The sequence below is a fragment of the Polaromonas sp. genome, assembly GCF_036676035.1.
Lineage (GTDB): Bacteria > Pseudomonadota > Gammaproteobacteria > Burkholderiales > Burkholderiaceae_C > Polaromonas.
On sequence record NZ_JAKFDR010000033.1, the window covers coordinates 1 to 15,005 of the forward strand.

The 15,005-nt window shown below is 63.4% G+C and carries 14 protein-coding genes and 1 pseudogene; 9 read left to right on the forward strand and 6 right to left on the reverse strand.

Annotated elements, in window-relative coordinates:
• Nucleotides 1-170 (forward strand): annotated as a pseudogene (locus tag V6M61_RS05880) (fumarylacetoacetate hydrolase family protein); the annotation flags it as partial.
• Here the strand turns inward: V6M61_RS05880 and V6M61_RS05885 are convergent.
• The gene (locus V6M61_RS05885) at nt 158-571 is read right to left on the reverse strand and encodes a VOC family protein (protein ID WP_332775635.1); all 414 of its coding nucleotides are present in this window, start codon (nt 569-571) and stop codon (nt 158-160) included. The pseudogene V6M61_RS05880 and the gene V6M61_RS05885 sit on opposite strands and share 13 nt — an antisense overlap.
• Before the next feature lie 332 nt (nt 572-903).
• Here V6M61_RS05885 and V6M61_RS05890 point away from each other — a divergent pair, with 332 nt between their 5' ends.
• Both V6M61_RS05890 and V6M61_RS05895 read left to right on the forward strand, forming a co-directional pair.
• Complete coding sequence (locus V6M61_RS05890; protein WP_332775636.1) at nt 904-1,755, forward strand: PhaM family polyhydroxyalkanoate granule multifunctional regulatory protein; 852 nt, start codon at nt 904-906, stop codon at nt 1,753-1,755.
• On the forward strand, nt 1,752-3,038 hold the full coding sequence (locus V6M61_RS05895; protein WP_332775637.1) for an FIST signal transduction protein: 1,287 nt from the start codon (nt 1,752-1,754) through the stop codon (nt 3,036-3,038). Before V6M61_RS05890 ends, V6M61_RS05895 begins: the two co-directional genes overlap by 4 nt.
• 44 nt (nt 3,039-3,082) lie before the next feature.
• Here the strand turns inward: V6M61_RS05895 and V6M61_RS05900 are convergent, their stop codons facing one another.
• Complete coding sequence (locus V6M61_RS05900) at nt 3,083-3,814, reverse strand: helix-turn-helix domain-containing protein (RefSeq protein WP_332775638.1); 732 nt, start codon at nt 3,812-3,814, stop codon at nt 3,083-3,085.
• Nucleotides 3,815-3,981: 167 nt separating this feature from the next.
• Between V6M61_RS05900 and V6M61_RS05905 the strand changes: the two genes are divergently transcribed.
• The 6 genes from V6M61_RS05905 to V6M61_RS05930 all read left to right on the forward strand — a co-directional run bounded on the left by V6M61_RS05905 (nt 3,982) and on the right by V6M61_RS05930 (nt 9,860).
• On the forward strand, nt 3,982-4,797 hold the full coding sequence (locus V6M61_RS05905) for a hypothetical protein (protein WP_332775639.1): 816 nt from the start codon (nt 3,982-3,984) through the stop codon (nt 4,795-4,797).
• Between the two features lie 38 nt (nt 4,798-4,835).
• Nucleotides 4,836-6,788: an MFS transporter gene (locus V6M61_RS05910; RefSeq protein WP_332775640.1), complete on the forward strand. Its 1,953-nt coding sequence runs from the start codon at nt 4,836-4,838 to the stop codon at nt 6,786-6,788.
• A gap of 125 nt (nt 6,789-6,913) precedes the next feature.
• Nucleotides 6,914-7,381, forward strand: coding sequence for a YiaA/YiaB family inner membrane protein (locus tag V6M61_RS05915; protein ID WP_332775641.1), 468 nt, complete (start codon nt 6,914-6,916; stop codon nt 7,379-7,381).
• 70 nt (nt 7,382-7,451) lie between these two features.
• Nucleotides 7,452-7,898 carry a hypothetical protein gene (locus tag V6M61_RS05920; RefSeq protein WP_332775642.1) on the forward strand — a complete coding sequence of 149 codons (447 nt, stop codon included), beginning with the start codon at nt 7,452-7,454 and terminating at the stop codon, nt 7,896-7,898.
• Nucleotides 7,899-7,951: 53 nt separating this feature from the next.
• Nucleotides 7,952-8,755 (forward strand): DUF2145 domain-containing protein, encoded by an 804-nt coding sequence (locus V6M61_RS05925; RefSeq protein ID WP_332775667.1) that lies wholly within the window; start codon nt 7,952-7,954, stop codon nt 8,753-8,755.
• A 31-nt stretch (nt 8,756-8,786) separates the two neighbouring features.
• Nucleotides 8,787-9,860: a zinc ribbon domain-containing protein gene (locus V6M61_RS05930; protein ID WP_332775643.1), complete on the forward strand. Its 1,074-nt coding sequence runs from the start codon at nt 8,787-8,789 to the stop codon at nt 9,858-9,860.
• Between the two features lie 9 nt (nt 9,861-9,869).
• Here the strand turns inward: V6M61_RS05930 and V6M61_RS05935 are convergent, their stop codons facing one another.
• From V6M61_RS05935 to queA, 4 genes are read right to left on the reverse strand one after another with little or no spacing between them, the layout of a single operon-like run.
• Nucleotides 9,870-10,871 carry an aldo/keto reductase gene (locus V6M61_RS05935; RefSeq protein WP_332775644.1) on the reverse strand — a complete coding sequence of 334 codons (1,002 nt, stop codon included), beginning with the start codon at nt 10,869-10,871 and terminating at the stop codon, nt 9,870-9,872.
• A 36-nt stretch (nt 10,872-10,907) separates the two neighbouring features.
• Nucleotides 10,908-12,716 carry an ArnT family glycosyltransferase gene (locus tag V6M61_RS05940; RefSeq protein ID WP_332775645.1) on the reverse strand — a complete coding sequence of 603 codons (1,809 nt, stop codon included), beginning with the start codon at nt 12,714-12,716 and terminating at the stop codon, nt 10,908-10,910.
• Between the two features lie 23 nt (nt 12,717-12,739).
• Nucleotides 12,740-13,924, reverse strand: coding sequence for a tRNA guanosine(34) transglycosylase Tgt (tgt, locus tag V6M61_RS05945; protein ID WP_332775646.1), 1,185 nt, complete (start codon nt 13,922-13,924; stop codon nt 12,740-12,742).
• 12 nt (nt 13,925-13,936) lie between these two features.
• The gene (queA, locus tag V6M61_RS05950) at nt 13,937-15,004 is read right to left on the reverse strand and encodes a tRNA preQ1(34) S-adenosylmethionine ribosyltransferase-isomerase QueA (protein WP_332775647.1); all 1,068 of its coding nucleotides are present in this window, start codon (nt 15,002-15,004) and stop codon (nt 13,937-13,939) included.
• Between the last annotated feature and the right edge of the window lies 1 nt (nt 15,005).

Consider the following 15,005-nt stretch of genomic DNA (forward strand, 5'->3'; position numbering starts at 1 on the left):
TCGAAAACGGCAAGCCGAGCACCGACTTCATGAAGTACGGCGACTCCATCCGCATCGAGATGAAGGGCAAGGACGGGCAGTCGATTTTTGGCGCGATTGACCAGAAAGTGGCCGCCCCGGCCGAGCGCCGCCCGCGCGCCAGCGCGAGCAGCGCGGCTCAGGCCGAATAAAGCGCGTCCAGCGACCGGAAACCCTTGATCTCGATCGGGTTGCCAAAGGGGTCGCAGAAAAACATGGTCCATTGCTCGCCGGGCTGGCCTTCAAAACGCACCTGGGGCTTGAGCACAAACTCCGTGTGAGCCGCTTCCAGACGCTGCGCCAGCGCCTGCCAGTCGGGCAGGGCCAGCACCAGGCCAAAGTGCGGCATGGGCACCAGCGTGTCGCCCACATGGCCGGTGCGCTCGGTCTTGAAGGGCTCGCCCAGGTGCAGTGAAATCTGGTGGCCGAAAAAATCGAAATCCACCCAGGTGGCAGTAGCGCGGCCTTCGGCGCAGCCGAGCACACCGCCGTAGAACTGGCGGGCCAGGTCCAGGTTTCTGACATTGAAGGCGAGATGGAACAGGCTTTTCATGGTGCAAGCTTAGCAGGGGCAGGTCTTCCGGTGCTGCGGCACAACATCATGAGAACTCAGCCTGATCTTTCCTTGATGGCCGTGGTGAATGGCTTTTCGCTATTAAATAAATAGCTGCTGGCGCATGTTCTGCACGGGCTGGAAGCGGTTTTTATATCAAGATGTTGGTTAGCATGGTTTTTTTTGCAGTACGCGCGCAGCCTGCACTCCGGCAGAATAAAAACGGGTTGACGTGCAGCCATGACGCTGCACAATGAGAGGAGCATGAACCCCCATGACCCAATCAGGAACCCAGTTCAAACGGTTCATTTCGCCTTAAGCCAGGAGACCCCATGAGCGATGCAGACAGCCCTTCTTTCCCCGGTTTTGGCAAGTTTGTCCCCGGCTTTGACTTTTTGCAGAATCTGGCCAAGCAGGCCGCCGGCAGCGCCACCCACAGCATTCCGCAGCTGCCCAACCTGGGCAACTGGGTGGCGCCCACGCTCAATGTGGAGGAGCTGGACAAGCGCATTGAAGAGCTCAAGGCGGTGCAGTTCTGGCTCGACCAGAACGCCACGGCGCTCAAGGCCACGATTCAGGCCCTGGAGGTGCAGAAGATGACGCTGGCCACGCTCAAGGGCATGAACTTCAACATGGGCGACGTGGCCAATGCCTTCAAACTCAAGGTGGCCGACACCGTGGCCGGCGGCGTGCAGCGCGTGGCCGAGAAGGCCAAGACTTTCTCGGGGCTGGAAGTGCCGCCCTCCAACGCATCCGCCCCCAAAGGCAAGGCCAGGGCCAAAAGCAGTGCGTCTGCCAAGTCCAAGGCAGGCGCTGCGGCCGGCGTGGTGGACCCCATGCAGTGGTGGGGTTCGCTGACCCAGCAGTTCCAGAACATTGCCGCCGACGCCATGAAGGAAGCGGCCAGGAAAACCGCCATGGACACCACCAAAAGCCTGGCCACCGGGTTGGCCAAGGATGCCGTGAAAACGGCCACCGACATGGCCACGGGTCTGGCCAAGGGCATGGCCGATAGCGCCACCAAAACCGTCGCAGGCGGCGCCCGTGCCGCCATGAACAGCGCCCTGCGCAGCACCCAGCCGGTGGCGACCAAGGGTGCCAAAGCCCCGGCGCGCAAGGCCGCGGCTTCTTCTTCCCGTTCAACGGCCCGCAAAACCACGGCTCGCAGCAGCCGCTCACGATGAAACTGTTTCCCTACGGCCACGCGACCCATCCGCAATGGGAGTTGGCGGCTGGTCTGGTGCTGGCGCAGCTGCACGCCCAGATGGCTTTGCCCGGCTATGCCAGTGCGCCCACGCTGGCGCTGCTCTACATCACCGACCATTACGCCGCCCATGCGCAAGACATCCTCAACCACCTCAGTGCCGAGCTGCCTGAAATCACCGACTGGAGCGGCACGGTGGGCATCGGTATTGCCTCCAACAACGTGGAGTATTTCGACGAGCCGGCGCTGGCCGTGATGCTGTGCGAGCTGCCGCACGACCAGTACCGCGTGTTTTCAGGCGTGTCACCGCTGCCACCGGCCAGCACGGGCCGCTTCAAGGCCCACACCGCGCTGGTGCATGCCGATGCCGGCACCCCCGATGTGGCCGAGCTGATTGACGAAATGGCCCAGCGCACCGACAGCGGCTATGTGTTTGGCGGCCTGGCGTCCAGCCGCTCCGGCATCGTGCAGTTTGCGCTCAGCGGCCATGGCAATGTACAAGGGCAGGGTGCGGCCGGCGGGGTGTTCAGCGGTGGTTTGAGCGGCGTGGCTTTTGCACGTGGCGCGACACTGGTGTCACGCGTCACCCAGGGTTGCCAGCCGATCTCGGGCAAGCACGAAATCACCGCCTGCGAAAACAATGTGGTCACGCAGCTCGACGGCCAGCCTGCGCTGGACGTGATGCTGGCCGACCTGGACGTCTCACTCGACAAGCCGCGCGAGGCGCTGGCCAAGGTACGCAACACGCTGGTCGGCCTGGGCCGCAGCCACGGCGGGTTTGACGACGCCGGCCCGCAGCGCGCGGGCCAATTTGGCGCCGACGTGGTGGTGCGCCACCTGATCGGGCTGGACCCGGCGCGCAAGGGCGTCGCGATTGCCGATGTGCCGGCGGTGGGCATGACGCTGGCTTTTTGCGAGCGCAACGCCGTCGCCGCGCGGGCTGACCTGATTCGCATCTGCACCGAAATCCGCGAAGAGCTCGAGCCCCAGGAGGTGACGCTGGAAGTGGCCAGTGCCTTGAGTGGTTCGCAAGCCGAATCGGCGCCGCATCCGGCACGCCGCATTGCCGGGGCCGTTTATGTGAGCTGCTCGGGACGCGGCGGCCCGCACTTTGGCGCCCCCAGTGCCGAGTTGCAGATTGTGCGGCGGGCGCTGGGCGATGTGCCGCTGGTCGGCTTTTTTGCAGGCGGCGAAATCGCCCGCCATCACTTGTATGGCTACACCGGCGTGCTGACGGTGTTTACCGGGACAGAGGAAACTTGACCATGGCCTTGGGTCATGGGTGACGGATTTTTAAAGACAAAGCCTCAGCGCCGCAAGGCGGTGAAAGCCTCAAACTCCCAGCTGCGCATGGCCAGCAGCAAGGTGTAGCCTTCGCGCGCCTTGTCGGGCAGTTTCTGGTCGGCCTGGTGCTGCTGGGCAAAGTCCTGGGCCACACGCTGCATGCGTTCCAGAAACGAAGGCGCCAGGCTGCGGCTGATGGAGCCATGCACCAGCAGCAGGCCCTCATCGGCGCCGTCGAAGCCGCCTGAAAAGTAATCGAGCAGCGCGTTCTCGCGAAAGTAAGCCATCACCGGGCCGTGCGGCCGCCAGCGGAAGGTCTTGGCCAGCTTGAGCCGGTAGCGGTTCAGCGGTTTGAGCTCGATGATGCCGATGCGGTCCAACTGCGCCAGGTATTTGATGCACTCGGCTTCGGACAGGCGGTAGCTGCCCGTCATCTGCTCCAGCGTCCATTGCGACAGCACGCATATGGCGGCCAAGAGAAGTTTCTTGTCGGCCACCACGGCTTTTTCCTGCGCTTCGCTGAGCCCGGCCAGCAGGGGCTGCGCATCGGCCACGCGCCGGGCCAGCTCGGCAAAGTCAATTTTTAGGGCTCGGCAGATCGCATCAATGCGTGACAGCGGCATGTCGCCCCGGGCCAGCATGCGCTTGACGCTGGACTCGGCCATGCCCAATGCACGCGCCAGGTCGGCATAGGTCATTTGCGCCGCCTTGAGCTCTTTCTTCAGGGCCAGCACCAGATCGGCGGTTGTACTCATCAAGGGCCTTTAGGGGGAATAATGAGTATCGATTATCAATACTCCCGGTGGTTCTGAACCGACCTGTATCGGTATTCACCAGCTTTTCCGGGCTGGCGCAGCACACTGCAGCATCTTTTCAAGAAGGAGTCGCTGTGAATCTTTCAGGGAGCAAACTGGAATTGAGATTGAGCAGGCTGGAAATCATGCTGCTGATTGTGCTGGTCGTGCTGCTGGGATTGGCGTTCTGGGGGCCAGCGGTTGCACAGCCCGCCAATCATCACGATTTTGCGGACCAGCGCCTGCTGTGGGGCATTCCGTTTGCGCGGGATGTGCTGGGCAATCTGTCTTTTGCGTTGTGGGGCTTGCTGGGCATCGGGTGCCTGGGCCGTCAATGGCGCACGGCACGCCGGAGCGGCCCGCAAGGGCCGGCCCTGAGCGCCAGCCAGTACCGCATGGCCGCCTTGTTTTTCACCGGTTTGCTGCTGACCGCGGCAGGTTCCGGCTACTACCACTGGCAGCCGGATGACGCGGCGCTGGTGCCGGATCGCCTGGGCATGGTGGTGGCCTATGCCGGCTTGCTGGGCCTGGCCGCGGGCGGGCGCATTAGTGCGCGTGCCGGTGTCGCGCTGGCGTTGGCTGTGCTGGCGTTCGGGCCCGCCAGCGTCGGCGTCTGGGCCGTGACCGGCAACGTAACGCCCTGGCTGGCGCTGCAGTTTGGCGGTCTGGCGCTGGTGCTGTGGCTGGTTTGCCTGCAAGCGCTGCCAGGCGCGCTGGCCGTGCGCTGGGGTATCGTCATCCTGATTTACATCCTGGCCAAACTGCTGGAACTCGGCGACCACTGGGTGTATGAGCTGACCGGCCATGTGGTGTCGGGGCACAGCCTCAAACACCTGGTGGCCAGCTGCGCCGCCTGGCCGGTCATCGTCGCCATCGCCAGGGTCACAAAAGCAGGGCAGAATCCAGACCACCTGCCCCAGCCAAGCGCCAAAAGCCCGGATTGAGGCAAGCCAAAAAAGCATAAGACAGAGGAGTCATATCCATGAGCGCTGAAGTTGTCGCCACGGCACCCCCGCCGGTCGTGCATGAACACCCCAACCAGTTTGACCTGCTCCGGCAGCGCCGTTTCGCGCCGTTTTTCTGGACGCAGTTTTCCGGCGCGGCCAATGACAACCTGTTCAAGTTCGCTTTCACCGTGATGGTGACCTACCAGCTCAGCGTGAGCTGGCTGCCGCCGGCCATGGCCGGGCTGGTGATTGGCGCGCTGTTCATCCTGCCGTTTCTGCTGTTCTCGGCCACCAGCGGCCAGCTGACTGACAAGTTCGAGAAAACCCGTGTCATCCGCTTTGTGAAAAACCTGGAAGTGGTGATCATGCTGATCGCTGCCGTGGGATTTCTCAGCGGCAACGTCAACGTTCAGGTGCCAGTGCTGCTGGGCTGCACGTTTTTGATGGGCTTGCATTCCACGCTGTTTGGCCCGGTCAAGTTTGCCTACCTGCCGCAGGCGCTGAGCGAGCGCGAGCTGACCGGTGGCAACGGCATGGTCGAGATGGGTACGTTTGTGGCCATTTTGCTGGGCAATATTGTGGGCGGCCTGATTGTGGCGGTGCCTCAGGTGGGGCCGGACTATGTGGCCATGGCCTGTGTGATGCTGGCTTTGGTGGGTCGGGTGGTGGCGCAGTTTATTCCGCAGGCGCCCGCCACCGACCCCGGGCTCACCATCAACTGGAACCCGGTGACGGAGACCTGGCGCAACCTCAAGCTGGCCCACGGCAACATCGTCGTGTTCCGCTCGCTGCTGGGCATCAGCTGGATGTGGTTTTTTGGCGCGGTCTTTCTGAGCCAGTTCCCGAGCTTTGCCAAAGAGGTGATGCACGGCAACGAGCAGGTGGCGTCCTTGCTGCTGGTGGTTTTTTCGATAGGCATTGGCACCGGATCCCTCTTGTGCGAGGTGCTCAGCCGACGCCATGTCGAAATCGGGCTGGTGCCGCTGGGCGCCATCGGCATGAGCGTGTTTGCGATTGATCTCTACTTCGCATCGCGCGGTTTGCCGCCCGCTCCAATCATGGGCATGGCTACTTTCATGTCACAACACGCCCACTGGCGCGTGATGATGGACCTGGCGCTGCTGAGCCTGTTTGCCGGCCTGTACAGCGTGCCCATGTATGCCCTGATCCAGCTGCGCAGCCAGCCCACGCACCGCGCCCGCATCATCGCCGCCAACAACATCCTGAACGCGCTGTTCATGATTGCGAGCGCCCTCATGGCCGGCGTGCTGCTCAAGACCGGCTTCACCATCCCGCAGATTTTCCTGTTGGCCGGGCTGGCCAACGCGGTGGTGGCTTTTTACATCTTCCTGCTGGTGCCCGAGTACCTGCTGCGCTTCATTGCCTGGTTTGCCTCGCGCTGTGTCTACCGCTTCAAGGTCGCCGGTGACGAGCATATTCCCGCGCAGGGCGCAGCGGTGCTGGCTTGCAACCATGTGAGCTTTGTCGACGCCGTGCTGCTGATGGCCGCCAGCCCGCGTCCCATCTATTTCGTGATGGACCACCGCATTTTCAAAATCCCGGTGCTGGGCTGGTTGTTCAGGCTGGCCAAGGCGATCCCGATTGCGCCGCGCGCCGAAGACCCGGTGGCCTACGAAGCGGCCTTTGCCGCCGCGGCCCAAGTGCTCCGGGAGGGCAATCTGCTGGCGATTTTCCCGGAAGGCAGCATCACCAAGGACGGCCAGCTGCAGCCCTTCAAGGGCGGCCTCATGAAGATCCTGGAGACAGCCCGGCAGGACGGCGTGAGCCCGCCGGTGATCCCGATGGCGCTGACCCATCTGTGGGGTTCCTTCTTCAGCCGCGTGGAGCGCGGTGGCGCCATGGTGCGGCCTTTTCGGCGCGGCATGTTCAGCCGGGTCGGCCTGAATGTGGGCGAGGCCCTGCCCGCAGCGCAGGTGCAGCCGGAAGCCCTGCGGGCCCGGGTGGCCGGCTTGCTGGCACAGGGCTGAAGGCTCTGAGGGTATCAAAAAAAGAGACTTTCAGGATAAATTTTAAGAACTGTATTGGAATGTGCGCTGATTTTTGAAGATGGCCGGGCACACTGAGTGCTCCTTAACCACCTCCAAAGGTCTTTATGCAAGTGCTGATACACCGTGACTCCAAGCCCTGGCAACTGCAGGTCTGGGTTTCCTTTCTGGTCGCTGTTTTCCTGTGTGCCGTGGGCCTGGCGTATCTGCCGGGCCGGGATCTGGACCGGGCCTTCATGGTCATGGGCTATTTTTTCTGCCTGTCGGCCGCCTTCGTGCTGGCCAAGCATGTGCGTGACCACGAGAAAAGCCGGGCCGAAGGCAAAACAGCCGATACGCCCATGTTCAAGCTGGTGGTCTGGGGCGGGTTTTTCCTGGCCATGTCGCTGACCGGCTGGGGCTTGTGGCGCATGGAGGTCAACGAGACCTACAAGGCGTTTCTGGGCGTGAGCTGGCTTTATCTGATCACCTGCAGCTTTACCCTGGCCAAGACCCTGCGCGACAGGCACGAGGCGGATGTGAGCGAAGCCCGCATGGCCGGCCGCCTGTCACGCGGCAGCGCGGATGCCGGGTAATCAACATCGGCGAGACATCAACTTCATCAACGTCATCAACGTCATCAACAAGAACTTCCTGGAGATATTCATGAAAAACAGATTAGCTACTCTTTTGATAGCTGTTTGCGCAATGTTGACGCTGGCTACAGCCCCAATTCGTGCTCAAGCGCAAACGGAGGCCTCGGCCCTGAGCGCCGTCTCTGCCCTGCCGGTGGCGTCGGTCGTGGTCGGCGCCAGCGCGGTGGTGGCCGTGCCGGTCATGCTCTCCACGGCGGGTAGCGTGCTGGTGGTCAAAACCGTGGAGAGCACGGCGCGCGGCACCCTCTATGTGCTGGAGCGCGCTTCCGACGGCGCCCGTGCCAGCATCGAGGTGGTAGGCAGAGGTGTTGCCGCTGCTTCCCTGGTGGCCGGCACCGCCGTGACCGTCAGTGTGATCGGCGCCGGCGTGGTGCTGTCTGCCGCAGGCGAGGCGATTGCCTTCATCCCCAACGCGCTGGGCCGTGCTTTGCTGTACAGCGAACGGCTTACCTACTAAAACTCATGTACTCAATACAGTAAAGAAAAGGCCTCACCATGAACTACTGTCTTATGAAGCGCCTCTTCGCTTGCCTGATGGCGGCAACCCTGCTGGCCGCGCCCGCCGCCCATGCCGGACGTTCCTGCGAAGCCAAAAAGACCACGTCCCAGACGGTGGAGCGCGGCCTGACGCTGGCCGAGAAAACACTGGCTTCGCTCAACGCCAGCGGCCAGAAAGTGGTGGTGCTGGCGCGCGCCGGCCAGGACCTGAGCAAGTATGGGGTGCGCTACTCGCACCTGGGGTTGGCCTACCAGCAAAGCGATGGCCAGGGCGGCACCACCTGGCGCGTGCTGCACAAGCTCAACCACTGCGGCACCAGCGAATCGGCCATTTACCGCCAGGGGCTGGGTGAGTTCTTTCTCGACGATCTATGGCGCTTTGAAGCCGCCTGGCTGCCGCTCACGCCCGAGGTTCAGACGCGCGTGCTGGGCCTGCTGCAGGACCCGGCCCGGGCAGTCAGCCTGCACCACAAGCCCTACAGCATCGTGAGCTATGCCTGGGGCCTCCAATACCAGCAGTCCAACCAGTGGGCGATTGAAACCCTGGCCGCCGCCATGGAGCCCGGCGTCAACTCGCGCGAGCGGGCCCAGGCCTGGCTGCAGTTCAAGGCCTATGAACCGGCGGTGCTCAGGATAGGTCCGCTGACGCGGCTGGGTGGGCGCCTGAGTGCCGCCAATGTGGCGTTTGACGACCATCCCAACGACAAGCGCTTTTCGGACCGCATCGAAACCGTGACCGTCGACTCGGTGTTTGACTGGTTGCCGCGCGCGCAATTGGCGGTGCCGGGGCTAACCCCGACAATCGTCAAACTGTGACCTCTCCTGTATTTCACATAAGGAACCCATCATGAGCAAAGGCTTACGACTGTCCGAGAAATGGTTTCGCCGCGGCCTGTGGCTGGTGGCGCTGGTGTTCGCCGGCTTCCTGATCGGGCTGGGCGGCACCGTGGTGGGCGATTTGCCCAAGGTGGAAAAACAGCTCTCGCTCGACGACTTCATGGACCCTGCCACCGCCAGCGCCTTGCGCACGGCGATCAAAACCGCCACGCGGGCCGAGCAGGACGCCCAAGGCGCGCTGGAGCAGGCGCAGCTCAAGCGCCGTGCCGCGCAAGCCGACTCTTCTGCCGCGCGCGACAGCTTCAACAACTGGCTGGCCACGCGCCATGCCACGCAGCTGGCCGATCAGGACCCGGAGCTGATCGAGCGGACCAAGGCCCTGGATGCGCTGAAAGCCCGCGAGCGTGCCGCCGGCGTCGCCGTGGAGGCCCAGCAGCAGGCCGCACTCGATGCCCGGCAGGCGGCAGCGCGCGAGCGCGGTAAGCTCAATGAGTTGCAGGAAGTGGCGCAAAAGCTGCTCAACGCCGAAAACCGCCGCGTCGAACTGCGGGTGTTCCTGTACCGACTGGCCTTGACCTTGCCGCTGCTGGTCATCGCCGGCTGGCTGTTTGTCAAACAACGCAAAAGCACCTGGTGGCCCTTCGTCTGGGGCTTCATCATCTTCGCGCTGTTCGCCTTTTTCGTCGAGCTGGTGCCCTACCTGCCCAGTTACGGCGGCTATGTGCGCTACATCGTCGGCATTGTGGTGACGGCGCTGGTGGGCCGGCAGGCAATTGTGTCGCTCAACCGCTACCTGGAGCGGCAAAAGCTGGCCGAGCAACTGCCCGACGCGCAACGCCGCGAAGAACTCAGCTACGACGTGGCGCTGGCGCGGCTGGCCAAAAGCGTGTGCCCCGGCTGCGAGCGGCCGGTGGAGCTGAAGAATCCCGAAATCGATTTTTGTCCGCATTGCGGCATCGGCCTTTTTGACCACTGCTTCCAGTGCACGACACGCAAAAGCGCGTTTGCCAAGTTTTGCCATGCCTGCGGGGCAACGGGCGGGCAAGGCAAGCGCCCGCCGGAGGCAGGCGCGGCAACTGCCTGAGTGACAGGATCAGACCGGGCGGCCGAAGAAAGGGTAGGCTGGGTCGTTGTAGCCGTGGCTTGACGCATGGCCGGGCACCACCAGTTCGTTGATGAAGGCCTCGTCGTCCGGTGCCAGCTTCAACTCCGTGGCGGCGTACACATCTTCCATGTGCGCCAGCGTGCGCGGCCCGACGATCACGGAGCTGATCAGGGGGTTGGCAAGCACCCAAGCGGCGGCAAACTGCCCCGGCACCCAGCCTTTTGCTTCACAGTGCGCCTTGATTTTTTGAGCGATCAGCAGCGACTCTTCACGGAACTCGGTTTCCAGGATGCGTTTGTCGCCGCTGCCCGCGCGCGTGCCCTCGGCCGGCTGCTGGCCGGGCGGGTATTTGCCCGTGAGCACGCCGCGCGCCAAGGGGCTGTAGGGCACGACGCCCAGTCCGTAGTGAGCACAGGCCGGCAGGATTTCAACTTCCGGTCCGCGGTTGAGCAGGTTGTAATACGGCTGGCACACGGCCGGCTGCGGCACGCCGGCTTTCTCGCACAGGCGATAGACCTCGGCGATGCGCCAGCCGCGAAAATTGGACAGGCCAAAGCTGCGGATTTTGCCGGCGCGGATCAGGTCGCCCAGCGCACGCACGGCTTCCTCGAGGTTGGCTTCGTGGTAGTCGCGGTGCAGGTAAAGAATGTCCAGGTAGTCGGTCTGCAGCCGGCTGAGGATGGCGTCGGTTTCCTGCATCAGCCAGCGGCGCGAGTAATGACCCTCATTGATGGCATCGCTGACCGGGTTGCCCAGCTTGCTGGCCAGCACCCAATGGTGGCGCTGGCCGGTGAGCAGCTTCCCGACGTCTTTTTCCGATTGGCCCTTGTTGTACACGTCGGCCGTGTCGATGAAGTTGAGCCCATGCTCGCGAGCCGAGGCCACGATGCGCGCTGCCTCGTCAAACGGTGTTTGCTGGCCAAACATCATGGTGCCCAGGCACAAGCTTGAAACCTTCAGGTTGCTGTTTCCGAGGCGACGGTATTGCATGATCAGTCCTTTGATGAAAATGGTGTTGGGCGGCGCTCAGGGCGTGGCCCGCTCCACCAGGTACTCTCTGGCAAACCAGAAGGTTTCGGGGCTGCGGAAGGCCGCCATGTTGCCTTCTTTGCGGTTTTTGCTGGTGCGCAGGTCCCAGCGCGCGTCAACGATGCGGCATTGCCCGCAGGGTTTCTCCCCCACGGGCCGCTGCACCAGCACATAACGGTGGCTGGCCAGCAAACTGTCCAGCTCACCAAAGCTCACCGGTTTTTCGGCCAGGTAAGGTTTGACCCGGGCGCCCGGGATGATGAACTCGTAGCGTTCAAACTGGCCCAGGAAGTCATGCGGCACGGCCACCGTCTGGCCCTGCATCTTGGCCAGTGATTCGGCACTGAAGCGGCCGAGGCGGCCCTCGAAGGGCTGCGTCACCCACGCCAGTGAAAACAGCACCGAGAAGCCGGCGAGCGCCGCCATGTGGCGCGTTGCATCAGGTTTGAAGAGGCCATAGAGGCAGGCGCCCAGCAGCAGCGCCAGAAACAGCCAGAACAGGGCGGAATAAAGCCACGCATCGTGCGTTGCCCGCGTCGCGCCCCAGCCAATCAGGCCCATCAGCAAGGTGGCGATGATGCAGATGAGCAGGGTCGCCATGAACCAGACCCGGCCAATGCGCTGCCAGTGCAGCGCGATCAGGATGGCGACGGCGGGCATGGCGATCACGAGGTAGCGAGCGGAGCGCTGGTTGGGCAGCACAAAAATCACCATGACCACCAGCAGCCAGAGCCACAGGATTTTTTCCGCGTCGCTGACCGGGCGATGCTGGCGGTGGCTGCGCCAAGCGGCCCAAGCCGCGCCGATAGCCACTGGCAGCAGCAGGCCGGCGTTGGTGAAGTAGCCCAGCAAAATGCCCGTCACCCCGCCCGAGCTGCGCAAGGCGACCTCCAGGTAACCCTGGGCGGACTTGAACTTGCCGGCGTTTTCGCCGAGCACAAATTCGCGCCAGACCTCGCCGGGCTGGGGGTCCACCACAAACCACAGGCTGAAAATGCCCAGGGCCAGCAAGGTGCAGAGGATCACCTTCAGGCCATCGGCCACCACGCCGGGCCGGGCAATGCGCCAGACCGATTGCCGGGCGCTCACGATCTGGTAGCACAAGGCCAGTGCCAGGCCGACGGGGATCACCATGGCAAAGGTTTTGTACAGGCAGCCGATGCCGGTGAGCAGACCCGCGATCAGCGGAAAGCGCCAGCGGGAGGCCAGCATGCGCGAGGGCGACCAGGCCAGCACGAAAAACACGGCAAACAGCCAGAAGGTTTCCGGTGAGCTGGTCAGGTAGGGCCGGCCGTAGCGATAGCTGCTGAAAAACGTCAGGTAGACAATGCCGGCGATCGCGCCCAGGGTGATGGCATGTTGAGCCGGTTCTTGCGGCGCAGCAGACGCAGCAGAGGGCGAGGCACTGCTGTTGGTTTGCAGGATTTTCCAGGTCAGCAGGCCTGCCATGAGGCTGACACCCCACGAGTACAGCACGCTGGGCACCCGCAAATGGAACAGCGTCCAGTGCTCCCCCCACTGGCCGGCCACCAGGGCCTGCCAGAACAGCAGCGGGGGCTTGGTGTTGCGCATGAAATCGTAGGAGCTGACCAGCGGCAGCCAGTTGCCGGTCTGCGCCGTGAGGCGGGCAATATGGGCGTAGACCAGCTCGTCGCCATTGCCCGGAATCTGGTCCCCGCCCAGCCCGAACAGATAACCCAGCGCCACCGCGATGAAAATGCCGACCCAGCGGTAGTGGGTGGGCAGGCGGGCAAGAGGAGAGGGAGAGGCGGGGGCCAGGGCTTTCAGTGCGTCGTCTTGTTTCATGGGAAAGAAAGCTCGTCTGAACCTCAAATACCGCGCTGGCGGTCGGCACGAAACTGCGCGGCGAACTCCCCAAAGCGCCCGGCGTCCAGCGCGTCGCGCACTTCCTGCATCAGGTTCAGGTAGTAGTGCAGGTTGTGGATGCTGTTGAGCATGGGGCTGAGCATTTCGCCGCAGCGGTCCAGGTGGTGCAGATAGGCCCGGCTGAAGCCCCCCGACGTCGTGCCGTCGGGCAGGGTTCGGCCCTTGCAGGTGTAGCAGCCGCAGGTCTCATCCACCGGCCGCTCGTCGGTTTTGTAGCGGGCGTTGCGGATTTTCAGGTCGCCAAAGCGCGTGAACATGTGGCTGTTGCGCGCGTTGCGCGTCGGCATCACGCAGTCAAACATGTCCACGCCGGCGGCCACGCCCTCCACCAGGTCTTCCGGTGTGCCCACGCCCATCAGGTAGCGCGGTTTGTGGCCCGGCAGGCGGTGCGGCGTGTGCGCCATGATGCGCTGCATTTCTTCCTTGGGCTCGCCCACGCTCACGCCGCCGATGGCGTAGCCCGGAAAGTCCAGCTCGACCAGCGCATCCAGCGATTCCTGGCGCAGGTTTTCGTACATGCCGCCCTGCACGATGCCAAACAGCGCGTTGGGGTTTTCAAGCTTTTCAAACTCGATCTCACAACGCTTGGCCCAGCGCAGGCTCAGCTCCATCGAGTCGCGCGCCTCGGCCTCGGTGGTGATGTGGCCCTTGGTGTCGTAGGGTGTGCACTCGTCAAACTGCATCACGATGTCGCTGTTGAGCACGGTCTGGATCTGCATGGAGATCTCGGGCGTCAGGAACAGCTTGTCGCCGTTGACGGGGGAGGCGAACTTCACGCCTTCCTCGGAGATCTTGCGCATCTCGCCCAGCGACCAGACCTGGAAACCGCCGCTGTCCGTGAGGATGGGTTTGTTCCAGCGCTCGAACTTGTGCAGCCCGCCAAACTGCTGCATCACCTCAAGACCCGGGCGCATCCACAGGTGAAAGGTGTTGCCCAGGATGATTTGCGCGCCCATGTCGTGTAGCGACTGGGGCATCACGCCCTTGACCGTGCCGTAGGTGCCCACGGGCATGAAGATGGGTGTTTGCACCACGCCATGGTTGAGCGTGAGCGTGCCGCGGCGGGCGAAGGAGCCCAGGTAGGCGCCCTCGGCGGGATCGGTTTTCAGGACTTCAAATTGCAGCATGGGGAGATTGTCTCAAAGGGAGAGAGAGGATGAGGCGCCGGCTCGCTGCAGCAGCATGGCATCGCCGTAGCTGAAAAACCGGTAGCGCTGCTCAATGGCGTGCTGGTACAGCGCCATGATGTGCTCGTAACCGGCAAAGGCGCTGACCAGCATCATCAGCGTGCTTTTGGGTAAATGGAAGTTGGTCAGCAGCACATCGACCACGGCAAACTCAAAGCCCGGGGTGATGAAAATATTGGTGTCCTTGCAGGCCGGGCCGAACCTGGCGGCCGACTCGAGCGCCCGCACCGTCGTTGTGCCCACCGCCACCACGCGTGCGCCGCGGGCCTTGCAGTCGACCACCGCCTGCTGGGTGGCGGCGGGCACTTCAAAGCGTTCGAAGTGCATCACGTGGTCGGCTAGGTTCTCGGCCTTGACCGGCTGGAAGGTGCCGGCGCCCACATGCAGGGTGACGTTGGCGCGCTGCACGCCGCGCGCCTCCAGCTGCGCCAGCATGGCTTCGTCAAAATGCAGCGCGGCCGTCGGCGCGGCGACGGCGCCGGGGTACTTGGCAAACACGGTCTGGTAGCGCCGGGCGTCGTCGGCCGAATCGCTGTGCGTGATGTAGGGCGGCAGCGGCACATGGCCGTGTTGTTCCATCAGCGCATAGGGCTCGCTGCTCAGTGCAAAGCGGTACAGCGGCCCGTCTTCCTGCGGCCAGCGGCCCAGCAGGGTCGCGGTAAACCCGCCGTCCATGTGCAGCACGGCGCCCGGCAGCGGTTTTTTGCTGACCTTCATGTGCGCCGCGACCTCGTGGCCTGACTCGGCGCTGCAGGGCAGCACCCGTTCGATCAGCAGTTCCAGCTTGCCGCCGCTGCTTTTTTGCCCAAACAGCCGGGCCTTGACCACCTTGGTGTCGTTAAACACCAGCAAATCGCCGGGGAGCAACAGGTCGGGCAGTTCGGCAAAGCGGCGGTCCACCGGGCTGCCTTGCCGGCCGTCGAGCAGGCGCGACGCATGGCGCTCGGCAGCCGGGTGCTGGGCAATCAATTCCTGGGGGAGCGTGAAATCAAAATCACTGAGGCTGAAATGCGTCTTCATG

Excerpts from the sequence above, each read along its gene's own strand:
- V6M61_RS05885 (WP_332775635.1), bottom strand. The coding sequence starts at position 571 with ATGAAAAGCCTGTTCCATCTCGCCTTCAATGTCAGAAACCTGGACCTG.
- V6M61_RS05890 (WP_332775636.1), top strand. The coding sequence starts at position 904 with ATGAGCGATGCAGACAGCCCTTCTTTCCCCGGTTTTGGCAAGTTTGTC.
- V6M61_RS05895 (WP_332775637.1), top strand. The coding sequence starts at position 1,752 with ATGAAACTGTTTCCCTACGGCCACGCGACCCATCCGCAATGGGAGTTG.
- V6M61_RS05900 (WP_332775638.1), bottom strand. The coding sequence starts at position 3,814 with ATGAGTACAACCGCCGATCTGGTGCTGGCCCTGAAGAAAGAGCTCAAG.
- V6M61_RS05910 (WP_332775640.1), top strand. The coding sequence starts at position 4,836 with ATGAGCGCTGAAGTTGTCGCCACGGCACCCCCGCCGGTCGTGCATGAA.
- V6M61_RS05915 (WP_332775641.1), top strand. The coding sequence starts at position 6,914 with ATGCAAGTGCTGATACACCGTGACTCCAAGCCCTGGCAACTGCAGGTC.
- V6M61_RS05920 (WP_332775642.1), top strand. The coding sequence starts at position 7,452 with ATGAAAAACAGATTAGCTACTCTTTTGATAGCTGTTTGCGCAATGTTG.
- V6M61_RS05925 (WP_332775667.1), top strand. The coding sequence starts at position 7,952 with ATGAAGCGCCTCTTCGCTTGCCTGATGGCGGCAACCCTGCTGGCCGCG.
- V6M61_RS05930 (WP_332775643.1), top strand. The coding sequence starts at position 8,787 with ATGAGCAAAGGCTTACGACTGTCCGAGAAATGGTTTCGCCGCGGCCTG.
- V6M61_RS05935 (WP_332775644.1), bottom strand. The coding sequence starts at position 10,871 with ATGCAATACCGTCGCCTCGGAAACAGCAACCTGAAGGTTTCAAGCTTG.
- V6M61_RS05940 (WP_332775645.1), bottom strand. The coding sequence starts at position 12,716 with ATGAAACAAGACGACGCACTGAAAGCCCTGGCCCCCGCCTCTCCCTCT.
- tgt (WP_332775646.1), bottom strand. The coding sequence starts at position 13,924 with ATGCTGCAATTTGAAGTCCTGAAAACCGATCCCGCCGAGGGCGCCTAC.
- queA (WP_332775647.1), bottom strand. The coding sequence starts at position 15,004 with ATGAAGACGCATTTCAGCCTCAGTGATTTTGATTTCACGCTCCCCCAG.